Origin of the sequence: Micromonospora sp. WMMA2032 (assembly GCF_002688545.1) — a bacterium.
GTDB lineage: Bacteria > Actinomycetota > Actinomycetes > Mycobacteriales > Micromonosporaceae > Micromonospora > Micromonospora sediminicola.
Genome location: NZ_CP024052.1, coordinates 421097 through 434922, shown reverse-complemented (window position 1 = coordinate 434922; position 13826 = coordinate 421097). Strand labels below are relative to the sequence as shown.

Annotated in this window: 11 protein-coding genes; 3 read left to right on the top strand and 8 right to left on the bottom strand. The window is 74.1% G+C overall.

Going from position 1 to position 13826, the window contains the following annotated elements:
* Positions 1 to 53: 53 nt before the first annotated feature.
* Positions 54 to 1337, top strand: coding sequence for a sulfite oxidase (locus tag CO540_RS01895; protein WP_099160644.1), 1284 nt, complete (start codon positions 54 to 56; stop codon positions 1335 to 1337).
* On the opposite strand, the gene CO540_RS01890 is transcribed toward CO540_RS01895, so the two are convergent.
* The 4 genes from CO540_RS01890 to CO540_RS01875 form a co-directional block, all read right to left on the bottom strand.
* Entirely contained in the window at positions 1324 to 1872 is a 549-nt protein-coding gene (locus tag CO540_RS01890) for an RNA 2'-phosphotransferase (RefSeq protein ID WP_099164545.1), read from the bottom strand. The two genes, CO540_RS01895 and CO540_RS01890, sit on opposite strands and share 14 nt — an antisense overlap.
* A gap of 103 nt (positions 1873 to 1975) precedes the next feature.
* Positions 1976 to 3112 carry a hypothetical protein gene (locus CO540_RS01885; RefSeq protein WP_157779044.1) on the bottom strand — a complete coding sequence of 379 codons (1137 nt, stop codon included), beginning with the start codon at positions 3110 to 3112 and terminating at the stop codon, positions 1976 to 1978.
* A 462-nt stretch (positions 3113 to 3574) separates the two neighbouring features.
* Positions 3575 to 4624, bottom strand: coding sequence for an aldo/keto reductase (locus CO540_RS01880; RefSeq protein WP_099160642.1), 1050 nt, complete (start codon positions 4622 to 4624; stop codon positions 3575 to 3577).
* Between the two features lie 80 nt (positions 4625 to 4704).
* The gene (locus tag CO540_RS01875) at positions 4705 to 6645 is read right to left on the bottom strand and encodes an ABC transporter ATP-binding protein (protein WP_099160641.1); all 1941 of its coding nucleotides are present in this window, start codon (positions 6643 to 6645) and stop codon (positions 4705 to 4707) included.
* Between the two features lie 236 nt (positions 6646 to 6881).
* Between CO540_RS01875 and pgi the strand changes: the two genes are divergently transcribed.
* Both pgi and CO540_RS01865 read left to right on the top strand, forming a co-directional pair.
* Positions 6882 to 8516 carry a glucose-6-phosphate isomerase gene (gene pgi, locus CO540_RS01870; RefSeq protein ID WP_099164544.1) on the top strand — a complete coding sequence of 545 codons (1635 nt, stop codon included), beginning with the start codon at positions 6882 to 6884 and terminating at the stop codon, positions 8514 to 8516.
* 421 nt (positions 8517 to 8937) lie between these two features.
* On the top strand, positions 8938 to 10362 hold the full coding sequence (locus CO540_RS01865; RefSeq protein WP_099160640.1) for a vanadium-dependent haloperoxidase: 1425 nt from the start codon (positions 8938 to 8940) through the stop codon (positions 10360 to 10362).
* A gap of 103 nt (positions 10363 to 10465) precedes the next feature.
* Here CO540_RS01865 and CO540_RS01860 read toward each other — a convergent pair whose 3' ends face one another.
* Genes CO540_RS01860 through CO540_RS01845 form a run of 4 tightly spaced genes read right to left on the bottom strand, consistent with a single transcriptional unit; the run spans position 10466 to position 13798 of the window.
* The gene (locus CO540_RS01860; protein WP_099164543.1) at positions 10466 to 10876 is read right to left on the bottom strand and encodes a hypothetical protein; all 411 of its coding nucleotides are present in this window, start codon (positions 10874 to 10876) and stop codon (positions 10466 to 10468) included.
* Between the two features lie 38 nt (positions 10877 to 10914).
* Positions 10915 to 11457, bottom strand: coding sequence for a GNAT family N-acetyltransferase (locus tag CO540_RS01855; protein ID WP_099160639.1), 543 nt, complete (start codon positions 11455 to 11457; stop codon positions 10915 to 10917).
* Between the two features lie 50 nt (positions 11458 to 11507).
* Complete coding sequence (locus tag CO540_RS01850) at positions 11508 to 13229, bottom strand: acyl-CoA dehydrogenase family protein (RefSeq protein ID WP_099160638.1); 1722 nt, start codon at positions 13227 to 13229, stop codon at positions 11508 to 11510.
* Positions 13226 to 13798 (bottom strand): PadR family transcriptional regulator, encoded by a 573-nt coding sequence (locus CO540_RS01845; RefSeq protein WP_098746196.1) that lies wholly within the window; start codon positions 13796 to 13798, stop codon positions 13226 to 13228. The genes CO540_RS01850 and CO540_RS01845 overlap by 4 nt, the downstream gene beginning before the upstream one ends.
* Positions 13799 to 13826: the final 28 nt, after the last annotated feature.

Sequence of the window (13826 nt, the reverse complement as noted above, 5' to 3'; positions counted from 1 at the left end):
AACTCCTATTGCTTGAATAGGAAAGGCAGCGTCGCCCAGCCCGGAGGTCACCCGTGAGCCGTTCCCCGTCACCCGCCGAAGCCGTCCATGACGCCGAACGGAGCCGGCAGTGGCTCGCCGGGCAGGCGCACGGCGCGGGCGTCGACCGCGCGCGGCTGCTGGAGCTGGGCGCCGCGATGGCCGCGGTGACCGCCGCCGCCGCGGAGCGCGAGCCGGTCGCGGTGGCGCCGGCCCCGGTCGGCGTCGACCCGGGTACGCCGATCGCCAAGCCGCTGCCGGCGGCGCTGCTGCGCCCGCTGGACACCAACGCCGAGATGCGCTGGTCGGCGATGGCCGGCCAGGGATACGTGGTGCCCAACGACCGCTTCTTCGTCCGCAACCACACCGTCACCCCCCACCTCGACCCGGCGACCTGGCGACTGCGCCTGTTCGGCGACGGGCTGCGCGGCGCGCCCACCCGGGACGCCCCGGTCGAGTTCGGCCTCGACGACCTGCGCCGGCTGCCCGCCGAGGAGAGCGCCGCGCTGCTGGAGTGCGCCGGCAACGGGCGACGGTTCTTCGCCGAGCAGCAGGACCAACCGACCCCCGGCGTGGCCTGGGGGCTGGGCGGCGTCGGCGTGGCCCGCTGGCGCGGCGTGCGGCTGGGCACGGTGCTGCGCCTGGCCGGGCTGCGCGACGAGGCGGTCGACGTGATGCCCGAGGGCCTCGACCCGCACTACGTGACCGGCGGGGTCGACCTCGGGCCGGTGCGCCGCCCGCTGCCGGTGGCCAAGGCCCTCGACGACGTGCTGCTGGCGTACGAGATGAACGGTGAGCCGCTGCCGGCCGACCACGGTTTCCCGGTGCGGGTGGTGGTGCCCGGCTGGATCGGCATCTCCTCGATCAAGTGGGTGGGACCGGTCGAGGTCTCCACCACTCCCCTGTTCTCACCGTGGAACACCCAGTTCTACCGGCTGTTCGGCCCCGGGCACCCGGCCGACGGCACGGTGCTCGGCGCGCAGCCGGTGAAGAGCGCGTTCGAGCTGGCGTGGGACGCCCGCGTCCCGGCCGGCGAGGACGTGCTGCTGCGCGGCCGGTCCTGGTCCGGCAACGGCCCGATCGAGCGGGTCGAGGTGGACACCGGCGACGGGTGGCGACCGGCCGACCTGGTCGCGACCGACCGGGGCGGCCCCTGGCAGCGCTGGACCGCGCGCTGGCGTCCGCCGGCCGCCGGCCGGCACGTGCTACGCGCCCGCGCCACCGACCGCACCGGCGCCGGTCAGCCCGACCGGGCCGCCCCGAACGACCTCGCGTACCTGTTCGACGCCGTGGTGGCGCACCCGGTCACGGCGTGCTGACCGTCAGGTAGCCGGGCGGCACGGTGTCGGTGAGCCACACCCCGTTCGCGGAGCGGTAGAACAGGTAGCCGTGCGCGGCCATGGTTCCGGCGTCGACCGCGAGCACGGCCACCGCGCCGCCCCGGCGCGCGCCGACCCGCCGGGCCGTCGCCACGTCCGGCGACAGGTGTACGTGGTGCCGGCGCCCCCGGCGCAGCCCCTCGGCCCGGATGGCGGGCAGCACGTCCTCGGCGGTGCCGTGGAAGAGTCGGCCCGGCGGCGTCGCCGGGGTCAGGCCGAGGTCGACCGGGACGGAGTGCCCCTGGTTGGCCCGGATACGGTCGGCGCCGTCCGGGCCGGCCTCGACGGCGAAACGCTGCTTGTCGTTGCCGGCCACCACGGCGTCGAGGTCGGCGCGGCTGATCCGCAGCGCGGCGAGCAGGTCGGCGACCGGCGTCCAGCCGGCCCGGTCGAGCGTCAGCTGGAACCGGTCGGGGCGGTGGCGCAGCGCCAGCGACATGCGTTTGCTCACCCGGACCAGGTCACGATGTTCCATCCGGACAGTGTGGGCGCCCGGCCCGGCCGCGTCGACCGGGTTCATCCGGCGACGGGCCGACGACCGCGCCCACCCGGAGGCGGCTCGCGGGGTGGTGTTCCGCTCAGCGGGTGGCGGCCGACGTCGGGGCGACCATCAGGCCGGCGGCGTCCACCACCTCGAAGTCGCCGCCGCGCAGGCGGTCCAGCGCGTGCAGGGCGTCGTTGTCCCAGCGCGGGTCCGGGGCTCCGGAGATGTACCAGGCGGAGCCGTGGTCGGCCACGATCAGTCCGTGGCGACGCATCGCCTCGGCCACGATCCGGGCCTGCCGTGGCAACCCGGACAGGTCGACCGAACGCTTGAGCCGCAGCCGCTGGCCGAGCTGCGGCAGCGCCGGGTCGGTGGCCGACGAGGCGGAGTGGCTGGCCGGCCACGTCCAGCCGGTGCGGGTGCGCGGCACGGTCACCCGGATCGCGTGGTCGATCCGACCGGCCGCCACCTCGTCGTAGCGCACCAGCCCGGCCAGCACGGACAGGCCGGCCGCGTCGGCGGAGGTCCAGCCGGCCCGGCGCATCCGGTTGGACCGCAGGTCGAAAACCGCGCCCGAGCCGGCCCGCCACCCGGCCCCGGAGCGGTGCGCGTCGAACAGTTCGTACGCCCGGCAGGCGCCGCGGTCCCAGACGATCACGTGCCGGTCGCCGGTGCCGGACGGGCCGCCCTCGACCTTCGCGTCGGGCGGGATCGGGTACGGCCCGCTGTCGCTCTCGTCGGCGTACCCGAACGTGATCGGCACCCGCCGTTGCCCGGCCGGGACGACGGTGACCGGGATGCCGATCGGCGCGCCCTCCCACGTCCCGGAGCCGAAGTCGGCGTGCACGGTGGCGTCGGCGCCGATCGCGCCGACCATCGCGGCCGACCGGGCGTGCACCGGCAGCCGGGTCACGTCGGCGTGCCACACGTTGTCGGCCGGGAAGACCGCGCACGGCCCGGCCGACGCGCTCGGCCGGGCCCCGATCCCGGTCCGCGCGGCCGGTGACGGCGCCACCGACGTCGTGCCAGCGGTACCGGGCGAGATGGTGGCGCCGCCTCTCGCCGCGCCCGGTGCGCCGGCGCCGGATGCGTCGGTGCTGGACGAGTTGCTGCCGGATGCGCTGGTGCCGGGTCCGGACGCGTCGGGATCGGCGCCGGAGGTGGAGCACCCGGCGGTGACCAGGGCCAGCACGGCGACGACAGCGGCGCGGCGAGGGCGGAGGCGGAGCATTCCGGCGATCCTGCCCCAGCCCGCTCGCCCCAGCAACCACCCACCCCTTCACCGCCCCCGCTCGACACGCCCTTCCTCCCCGCCGTGGCGACCGGCATCGCCGGTCCTCAGCACCACCACCCACTACCACCGGCCGATTCCGCTCCCGCATTCCAGGAGCTGTCTCCCACCACACAGGAACCGCGTAGATCTTGGTACGAAAGGGCCCCTATGGGGGCCGTTCGCTACCAAGATCTACGCACGGAGGCGGAGTCGACAGCGCGTGCGGGTTGCGCGGGGCACGGTGATGGGGTGGGGCGCTGACGACGGGCTGGTCTCTGCCGCGTGGCGACCGGGTGGGACGGGCCGGTGATGGGGTGGGGCGCTGACGACGGGCTGGTCTCTGCCGCGTGGCGACCGGGTGGGACGGGCCGGTGAGCGGTCAGGCTGTGGCACCCTCCGCGTAGGCAGCGCTGCGGGCGGTCAGGCGGCGGCGCGTTCGGCCGGCGGACGGCGACGCTGGGACGGGTCGGTGAGCGCGGGCGGGGACCAGACGCCGTCGGGCTGGTAGAGGTTCACCCCGGGCGGGACGATCTCGTCGATCCGGTCGAGCACCGCGTCGTCGAGCGTCAGCGCCGCCCCCGCGAGCAGCGCGTCCAGCTGGTCCATGGTGCGCGGCCCGATGATGGTCGAGGTGACCGCGGGGTGCGCCGCGGTGAACGCCACGGCGAGCTGCGGCAGCGTGCAGCCCACCTCGTCGGCGAGCGCGACGAGGTGCTCGACGGCGGCGTACTTGGCGGCGTTGCCGGGCAGCGCCGGGTCGAACCGGGCCGGGGTCCGCGCCGGGCGGCCCGAGGTGAGGTCCACCGGCTGGCCCTGTCGGTACCGGCCGGACAGGAAGCCGGAGGCCAGTGGGCTCCACACCAGCACGCCCATCCGGTGGCGGAGGCACACCGGCAGCACCGACGCCTCGATCCCCCGGGCCAGGATCGAGTACGGCGGCTGCTCGGTGCGGAACCGGCCGAGCGCGCGCCGTTCGGCGACGTGCTGCGCCTCGACGATCTCCTCCGCCGGGAACGTCGAGCAGCCGAACGCCCGGATCTTGCCGGCCCGGACCAGGTCGCTGAGCGCGGCGAGCGTCTCCTCGACGTCGGTGGTGTGATCGGGTCGGTGCACCTGGTAGAGGTCGATCCAGTCGGTGCCCAGCCGGCGCAGGCTGTCCTCGACGGCGCGGACGATCCACCGGCGTGAGTTGCCGCCCCGGTTGGGTCCCTCGCCCATCGGGAAGTGCACCTTCGTGGCGAGCACCACGTCGTCGCGCCGGCCCCGCAGGGCCTTGCCGACGATCACCTCCGACTCGCCCGCCGAGTACATGTCGGCGGTGTCCACCATGTTGACGCCGCGGTCGAGCGCGGCGTGCACGATGCGGGCGCAGTCGTCGTGGTCGGGGTTGCCGACGGCGCCGAACATCATCGTGCCGAGGCAGTGGACGCTGACCTCGATGCCGGTGCCGCCGAGGACGCGATAGCGCATGTGGACTCCATGGTGGGTGACGCCGCGCTGACCGGGCGGCGGCCGGTCCGGTCACCGTAGGAGTTCGAGTGCGCTGGAGGTCAACGGTCGGCGGCGGCCTCCCCGGCGCCGGCCAGGTAGCCGGCCGCCTGCAGCTCGAACAGCTCCCGGTAGGGCCCGGCCTGCGCCATCAACGCGTCGTGGTCGCCGTGCTGCACGAGCCTGCCGTGGTCCAGGACGAAGATCTGGTCGGCGTGCCGGACGTTGGCCAACCGGTGGGTGATCAGGACGACGGCCCGGTCCGGACGCCGCCGCAGGTGTTGGAAGAGCGCGTGCTCGGCCCGCGCGTCCAGCGCGGCGGAGGGTTCGTCGCAGATCAGCAGTCGGGCGTCGCGGTAGAGGCCCCGGGCGGCCACCAGTCGCTGCCACTGCCCGCCGGACAGGTCCTGCCCGTCCTTGAACTGCCGGTCCAGCAGCGTGTCGTACCCGAAGGGCAGTTCGCTGATCATGTCGTGCGCGGCCGCCTCCCGGGCGGCGGCCTCGACGCTCGGGCCGGGGCCGTCGGCCCGGTCGTGCCGGCCGACCCGGATGTTCTGCCGGGCGGTGAACGGGAACTTCCACCAGTCCTGGCTCATCACCGCCACCTGGGCGGCGACCTGGCGCGGGTCCAGCTCGGCGGCGTCCACCCCGTCCCAGCGGATGGCGCCGCCGGTGGGTCGGTAGAGCCCGGCGATCAGCTTCGCCAGCGTGGTCTTGCCGGACCCGTTCTCCCCCACCAACGCGACCACCTCGCCGCGCCGGATGGTGAGGCTGACCTCGTCGACGGCGGCGGCGTCGGTGTCCGGGTAGCGCAGGCTGACCCGGTCGAGGTCGATGCGCTCGAACCCGTCGACCGGCCGCTGCCCACCGGTCGGCACCCGCCGCCCGGCCCGGTCGAGGAAGTCCCGGTAGTCCTGGTAGTAGAGGGCGTCCTCGTAGAGCGAGTTGGTGGCGAAGATCGTGGTGCGCAGGCTGCTGCGGGCGGACTGGAGGGCGAGCAGCGCGGTGGCCGCCGCCGCGAGGACGACCACGCCGCCCATCAGCAGCGCGCCCAGCACCAGGTAGAGCCCGAACGTGGCGACTCCGGTGACGGACAGGCCGATCGCCCGGGTGACCGTCTGCGCGCGGGCCAGCCGCAGCTCGGCCCGGGTCTCCAGCCGGGTCATCAGGCGGTATTCCGAGAGCAGGAACTCGCGCATCTGGTAGGCGCGGATCTCGGCGGCGGTGTGGCGGTTCGCCATCAGGTCACCGAGCATCCACTTGCGGCGGCGGCGGGTGATCCGGGCGAGCCAGTCGATGTGCTGGCGGCGGGCCATCCGCACCGCCGTCACCGCCTCCGGGGCGGCGGCGACCAGCAGGCAGGGCAGCAGCAACGGGTGGATGATGGTCACCGCGGCGGCGGTGGCCACCACGCCGACCACGCCGGTGACCAGGTTGACCGTGTCGTTGACCAGCGCGCCCGCCTCGATCAGGCCGCGGTCGCGGGCGCGGTCCATCTCCTCGGCGAAGCCGGCGTCGTCGAACGCCGCCAGCTCCACCACGGAGGTGGTCTCGAAGAGCCGCCGCTCCACCGTGTAGTTGATCTGCGGGATGAGCCGGGCCTGCGCCCAGCCGGCGGCGATCGTCAGCGCACCCCGCGCGGTGACGGCCGCCGCGGCCAGCGCCAGGGCCGGCAGCGCCGCCCGGATCCGCCCCGGCGTCGGACCGGCCGCGAAGAGCTGCTGCAGCACGCCGGTGGTGGCGAGCAGCCCCAGGGTGGTGAGCAACCCGGCGGCGACGTTGAGACCGAGTGACGCCGCGGTGTCCCGTCGACTGGTCGCCCAGCCCAGGGCGATCGCCTCGCGGACCAGCGTGGGAAGCCGCCGCGCCACCGACCAGAAGCCGGTGTGGGCGAGTTCGGTGGCGCGGTGCATCCAGTGCGGGTCGGCCAGTTCCGGCAGCGCCGCCTCCGGGGGCGGTTCGTCCGGGTCGGACGGGGGACGAGGGTTGATCACCCCGGCCATGGCACCTCCTCCGCGCGGTCGAGCAGCAGGAGCCTACTGTGAGCGACCGCATCGTGTCAGCCTGTGATCGGCGTGTCGAACACGCGTCGCAACGGCGTGTCCCATCCCGCCCGGCGTGTGCCCACAGGGTGGGCGATGTCGCGTCGCGTCGCGCGTACCGGCCCCGGGTGGCAGGCTGGTGGGGTCGCGGGCGCGGGCCCGCCGACCGCCCCGTCGCGAAGGAGAAGATCGACCCGATGGCTGTGGACGTCACCACCACGGACGAATGGCAGGCGCTGCGCAAGCACGCCGAGGCGATGCGCGGCACGCACCTGCGCGACCTCTTCGCCGCCGACGGGCAGCGGGGCGAACGGCTCACCGGTGAGGTCGCCGACCTGCACGTGGACTACAGCAAGAACCTGGTCACCGACGAGACGGTCGCGTTGCTCGGCGCGCTCGCCGAGCGGGTCGGCCTGGCCGGGAAGATCGCGGCCATGTTCGCCGGGCGGCACATCAACGTCACCGAGGACCGGGCCGTGCTGCACACCGCGCTGCGCCTGCCCCGCGACGCCTCGCTCACCGTGGACGGCCAGGACGTCGTCGCCGACGTGCACGCCGTGCTGGACCGGATGTCCGCCTTCGCGCAGCGGGTGCGGTCCGGCTCGTGGCGCGGCCACACCGGCGAGCGGATCACCACCGTGGTGAACATCGGCATCGGCGGTTCGGACCTGGGCCCGGTGATGGCGTACGAGGCGCTCAAGGCGTACCGGGACGCGGGGATCAGCTGCCGGTTCGTGTCCAACATCGACCCGACCGACATCCACGACAAGACCGCCGACCTGGACCCCGCGCGCACCCTGTTCGTGGTGGTGTCGAAGACGTTCTCCACCCAGGAGACGCTGGCCAACGCCGACCAGGCGCGCCGCTGGCTGCTCGCCGGGCTGGACGCCGACGACGACGCGGTGGCCCGGCACTTCGTCGCGGTGAGCACCAACGAGCAGCGGGTCCGCGACTTCGGCATCGACCCGGAGAACATGTTCGGCTTCTGGGACTGGGTGGGCGGACGCTACTCGCTGCCCTCGGCGGTCGGTCTGTCGGTGATGCTGGCGATCGGGCCGGACCGGTTCCGGGAGATGCTCGCCGGCTACCACGCGGTCGACGAGCACTTCCGGTCCGCCCCGGTCGAGCGCAACGTGCCGGCGCTGCTCGGCCTGCTCAACGTCTGGTACACCGACTTCCTCGGCGCGGAGACCCACGCCGTGCTGCCGTACGCGCAGTACCTGCACCGGTTCCCGGCCTACCTGCAGCAGCTCACCATGGAGAGCAACGGCAAGTCGGTACGCGTCGACGGCTCCCCGGTCACCTACCCGACCGGGGAGATCTTCTGGGGTGAGCCCGGGACCAACGGGCAGCACGCGTTCTACCAGCTCATCCACCAGGGCACCCGGTTGATCCCGGCGGACTTCATCGCGTTCAGCCGGCCCAACCACGACCTGGGCGACATGCACGACCTGTTCATGTCGAACTTCTTCGCCCAGACCGCCGCGCTGGCCTTCGGGCGGACCCGCGAGCAGGTGGAGGCGGAGGGCACCGCGCCCGAGGTGGTGCCGCACCGGGTGATGGCGGGCAACCACCCGACCACCTCGATCCTGGCGCCGAAGCTCACCCCGGCGACGCTGGGCCAGCTGATCGCGCTCTACGAGCACATCGTCTTCACCGAGGCCGCGGTCTGGGACATCAACGCCTTCGACCAGTGGGGCGTGGAGTTGGGCAAGGTCATGGCCAACCAGCTCGCACCGAAGCTGACCGGCCCCGACCCGGACCTGGCCGACGTGGACACCTCCACCGCCGAACTGATCCGCCGCTACCGCGCCGAACGCGGCCGGAACTGACCCGACCGACGGCGCCCGGGCGGACTTCCGCCCGGGCGCCGTCGTGAGCTGCGGATACGCACGACCCCGTGATGGTTGCAGGGACATCGTCGGGTGCCCATTCCCCGACAGTGGACACAATTCCGCCGCGCCCGCCTTGACCCGCCCGGCGGGGCGCCGCAACCATGGACGAGCCGACATCGATTCGCATTCCGACGTCGGCGCGGCGGGCCGCCCCTCCGGTGGTCGCCGTTGACCACGGGGACCCAACGGGGAATGGTTTCCGCACGTCGTGCGCCTGTCGATGGCGCGCGCCGGCGGATCCGACGGCCGATCCGGACGGCATTCCAGGCGCTGACCGCGCCCATTTCCCGAATTGCGATCCGTTGTGGAGACGGCATTTCCCGCCGCCATTCACCAACGGATCACATCGGGGGAAGTCGTGGATCAGATCCTGTACTGGAACGAGGTCGCCCTGGAGGCGAACCGGGTCACCCACACCACGGGTGACGCCGGCGAGGCGCGGTCCCAGGGGCCGGTGGGCAGCGCCCGCGCGCTGGCCGTCGCGCACCTGGCCATGCACGACGCGCTCGTCGGGCTCACCGGCGCGTACGAGCCGTGGTTGGGTGACCGGCTGCCGCAGCCGCCGGCCGGGGCCGACCCGGACGCCGCCGTCGCCGCCGCGGCCCGGACCGCGCTGGCCGCCCTCCACCCGGCGCAGCGGGAGTTCCTGGAGGCACGTCACCTCGCCGCCGGGCTGGTCGCCGGGAAGCACGACGCGGCCGGGCACGACTACGGCCGGCGGGTCGCCGAGGAGGTGCTGCGCCGGCGCGCCGCCGACCCCGGCCTCGACGACGACGGGTACGTGCCGTCGCTCGCCCGGCAGCGCCACCGCGTCGACCCGGACAACCCGGGGCAGGGCTTCCACGCCCCCTTCTACGGCGCCCGGTCCCGCTGCTTCGCGGTCACCACCCGCCACGAGCTCGACGAGCCGCCGCGGCCGGGCGACCGGGCGTACGAGCGGTCGCTGCGCCAGGTGCGCGGCAAGGGCATCGCCCCGCACCTGGCCGGCACGCTGCCGGACCGGCTGCCGCGGCGCACGGCCGCCGAGACCGCCGTCGGGCTGTTCTGGGCGTACGACGGCGCGCGCGGCATCGGCACCCCGCCCCGGCTCTACAACCAGATCGTCCGGGCCGTGGCCCGGGCGCGGGGCAACGACGTGACCGCCAACGCGAGGCTCTTCGCGCTGGTCAACGTGGCCATGGCCGACGCCGGCATCCTCTGCTGGACGGAGAAGTATCGCCACGACCTGTGGCGCCCGGTGGTCGGCATCCGGGAGCACGACGGCGCGCTGGGCCCGACCGGCGTCGGCGACGCGGCGCTCGACGGGGCCGCGGACATCGGCTGGCTGCCGCTCGGCGCGCCGCACACCAACAGCGTCGGGCAGAAGAACCGGACGCCGAACTTCCCGGCGTACCCCTCCGGTCACGCCAGCTTCGGGGCCGCCGCGTTGCAGTCGGTCCGGCGCTTCTACGGCCAGGGCGACCACGGCCCGGACGACCTGGCCGACGGGCTGGAGTTCGTCTCCGACGAGCTGAACGGGGTCAGCGTGGACAACACCGGCACGGTCCGGCCGCGCTGGGCGCGCCGGTTCCCCGACGGCCTGTGGCAGATGATCGAGGAGAACGGCCTGAGCCGGGTCTACCTGGGCGTGCACTGGTCGTTCGACGCGTTCGCGCTGGACGACGACGGCCGGGTCGACCTCGGGCGCAACGTCGGCGGGGTCCGCCTCGGCCTGGAGGTCGCCGACGACATCGCCGCGCACGGGCTGCGCGCCGACGCCGCCGCGGGGCCGGTCGAGTCCTGAGCCGCAGCGGCCCGAACCCGGGCGTCGCCGCTCGCACGGGTCGCCGATCGGACGGTCGTCGTGCCGCGCGCCACGGGGGTGTGCGCGGCACGACGACGCCGGGTCAGGGGCGCAGGAGGTCGGCGTGGGCGGCGCGGAGCCGGGCCAGCGCCGGATCGCCGGCCGGCGCCCGCCGCTCCAGCTCGGCCCAGGCCTCGGCGAGCGCGTCGGTCAGCGCGCGCCGCTCGGCGGCGTGCCGTCGGCCGGACTGCCGGTGCAGCTCCTCCAGGCGGCGGGCCCATCCGGCGCTGACGGCGGTGACCCGGTCGGCGTCGGCGCGGGCCTGGGCCGCGGTGCGGGCCGCCGGCGCGGGCACGATCGCGGCGATCGGACGCGGGTCGCCGTCGCGGGTGACCACGGTGACGGTGTCGGTCAGCTCGGCGAGCGAGACGAGTTGGGTGAGCCGGGTGCGGACCTCGCGCAGCGGCAGGGCGCGCGGCTGGGGGGACCGGTCGGCCAGTGCGGGGACAGCCATGGACACATGTTGACGTCCGGGTACGACAAGAACTCGCGTCAGGCCGTCCACTCCGGTGCCAGCACGGACCAGACCTCCATGTCGGCCCGCCCCTCCGGCACCGGCGCGGCGCCCCGCAGCACCCCGTCGCGGCGCATGCCGAGCCGGCGGGCCACGGCGATGCTGCGCTCGTTGCCGGCCCGGGTCACCCACTCGACCCGGTGGATGCCGCGCTCCCGGACCGCCCAGTCGATGACGACCCGGGCGGCCCGGGTGACCAGACCCTGCCCCTCGGCGGCCGGCTCCAGCCAGCAGCCGGCCTCGCACACCCCGCGCGCGGTGCTCAGCGACACCAGCAGCACTCCCCCGACGAGGGTGCCGCGCTGCCAGATGCCCCAGATGCCGCCGTCGTCGCGGGCCCAGCGGTCGGCGTACGCCTGGAGGACCGTGCGGGCCGACGCGGCGTCGGTGGCGACGAAGGACGCGCCGACCCAGGGCGCGATGTGCTCGCGGCAGCGGTCGAGGTTGGCGAGGAACTCGTCGGCGTGCCAGGGCTGCAACGGGCGCAGCTCGGCGTCGTCGGTCAGGGCGAGCGCGAACATCCGTGCAACCTACCGGCCGGACCGGCCGGCGCGCGCCCGGATTCCGGCGGTCACTGTCGCATCTCGTACGCGCCGGCCAGGTCGACCACCCGCTGCCACACCCGGGCCGTGCGGTCGGCGTCGACCACCGGCCGGCGGACGTGGGCGAGCGCCCAGGCGGCCTGCTCGTCGGTGGTGGCCGCCTTGCCGTGCAGCTCGGTGGCGTATCCGGAGAAGTCCCGGACCAGCAGATCGAAGATCTCGTCGAGCAGGTCCGCGTCGAGACCGGTCAGCTCGGCCTGCTCCAGGATCAGCTGGCCGTAGACGACGAGCGCGAAGAGCTGGCCGATGGTGAGCAGGAAGTCCAGGTCACGCTGCTGCGTCTCGTCCGGCGCGTGGGCGGCGAGCAGCGCGACCAGCCCGTCGGCCTGCTCCCGGAAGCGGACCACGTTGGGCAGGTGGGCGTGCGCGTCGTACGCGGCACGCCAGTCGTGGAACCGGATCGCGCCGAGCCCCCGGGCCGGACCCTGGCGGAACAGGAACTCGTCGTCGGCCGCGTCGCGCCGGGTCGGCACCGCCGGGTGCGGCTGCGGCCGGAACAGGTAGTTCGGCATGAACTTGAGGATCAGGGCCAGGTTGACGTGCACCGTGCCCTCCAGCTTCGGCAGGCCGCGGATGTCCTTGGCGGCCTTGTCGAAGTAGGTGTCGGCCTCGAAGCCCTTCGCGGCGATCACGTCCCAGAGCAGGTCGATCACCTTCTCGCCCTCGGTGGTGACCTTCATCTTGGTCATCGGGTTGAACAGCAGGTAGCGACGGTCGTCCGGGCCGGCCGAGCGGAGGTAGTCCACCGCCCGGTCGCTGAACAGCTTCATCGCCACCAGGCGGGCGTACGCGTCGGTCAGCTCGCGGCGCACGTGCGGGAAGTCGGTGACCCGCCGGCCGTAGAGCACGCGGCCGTGGGCGTGGGTGACCGCCTCGTACATGGCGTGCTCGCAGATGCCGACGGACGCGGTGCAGAGGTTGAACTTGCCGATGTTCACCGTGTTCAGCGCGGCGTCGAACGCGGCCGGGCCGGTGTGCAGCACGTCCTCGGCGCGTACCGGGTAGTCCTCCAGCCGGAACTCGGAGACGTACATCTGGGCGTTGACCACGTTGCGGACCAGCCGGTACGCCGGGTGCCGGCTGTCGGCGGCGAAGAACACGTACCCCTCCGGGCCCTCGACGTCGGCGCGCCGGCCGAAGACCGAGACCAGGCCGGCGACGTTGCCGTTGCCGATGTAGTACTTGCCGCCGGTGGCCCGGAAACCGCCCTCGCCGTCGGGGGTGAGCAGCATGTCGGTGGCGTAGATGTCGGCGCCGTGCGACCGCTCGGAGAGCGCGAAGGCCATCACGTGGCCCTGGTCGAGCAGCTCGGCGGCGTGGGCCCGGGCGGCGGCGTTGCCGCTCTGCCACACCGGCCCGAGACCGAGCACGGTGACCTGCCAGGTGTACCAGTAGCCGAGGCCGTAGAAGCCGAGGATCTCGCTGAGCGCCGCGTTGCGGGCGGTGTCCCAGCGCTTGTCGGTGTCGTCGCCGCCGTCCGCGGACGGGGTGAGGAAGGTGGCGAAGAGCCCTTCCCGGGCGGCGAAGGCGAGGAAGTCGGCGTACCACTCGTGCGTGTTGTAGCTGTCGACCAGGGCGCGCTTGCCCCGGGTCTCGAACCAGTCGACGGTGGCGCGCAGCAGCCGGCGCGAGGTCTCGTCGAGGTCGGCGGGGTCGTAGTGGTGCGGGTGGAACAGCAGCGGGTCGCTCACGCGGGTGGCCTTTCCGGGTCGGGGTCGAGGGCGCGGAGGGTGGCCAGGACGTCGTCCAGCCAGGCCAGCACCATCCGCTCGTACGCGATGCCGCCGCGCAGCACGACGTGCTGCAGCGCCGCCCGGGCGTCGGGTGCGACGGCGTCCGGGAAGTCGCGGCGTTCGCCGGCCACATAGCCGGCGAGGACGGTCTCGTGGTCGGCGCGGTAGCGCTCGACCTCGGCGACCAGGGTGGCGCGCCCGGCGGCGTCGTCGAACGCGGCGCCGCGGATCTTGACGGCCAGCTCGTGCCGGACCGCCTCCGGTCGCACCGGGGCATGCAACCAGCCGAGCAGCGCGGCCCGGCCGGTCGGGGTGACCGACCAGACCTTCTTGTCCGGCAGGCCCTCCTGACCGACCTCCTCGCCGGTGATCCGGTCGTCCTCGGCCATCTGTTTGAGCACGCGGTAGATCTGCTGGTGGGTGGCGGTCCAGAAGCGGCCGATCGAGCGGTCGAAGCGCCGGGCCAGCTCGTAGCCGGAGGCCGGCCGCTCCAGCAGCGAGACGAGGATGGCGTGCTCCAGCGACATGCCGGCCATCTTGCTATGCACTTTGTTG

Coding starts and splice junctions, on each gene's coding strand:
- CO540_RS01855 (WP_099160639.1), bottom strand. CDS start 11,457: ATGTTCGCGCTCGCCCTGACCGACGACGCCGAGCTGCGCCCGTTGCAG.
- CO540_RS01890 (WP_099164545.1), bottom strand. CDS start 1,872: ATGGAACATCGTGACCTGGTCCGGGTGAGCAAACGCATGTCGCTGGCG.
- pgi (WP_099164544.1), top strand. CDS start 6,882: ATGGCTGTGGACGTCACCACCACGGACGAATGGCAGGCGCTGCGCAAG.
- CO540_RS01885 (WP_157779044.1), bottom strand. CDS start 3,112: ATGCTCCGCCTCCGCCCTCGCCGCGCCGCTGTCGTCGCCGTGCTGGCC.
- CO540_RS01860 (WP_099164543.1), bottom strand. CDS start 10,876: ATGGCTGTCCCCGCACTGGCCGACCGGTCCCCCCAGCCGCGCGCCCTG.
- CO540_RS01880 (WP_099160642.1), bottom strand. CDS start 4,624: ATGCGCTATCGCGTCCTCGGCGGCACCGGCATCGAGGTCAGCGTCCAC.
- CO540_RS01845 (WP_098746196.1), bottom strand. CDS start 13,798: ATGTCGCTGGAGCACGCCATCCTCGTCTCGCTGCTGGAGCGGCCGGCC.
- CO540_RS01875 (WP_099160641.1), bottom strand. CDS start 6,645: ATGGCCGGGGTGATCAACCCTCGTCCCCCGTCCGACCCGGACGAACCG.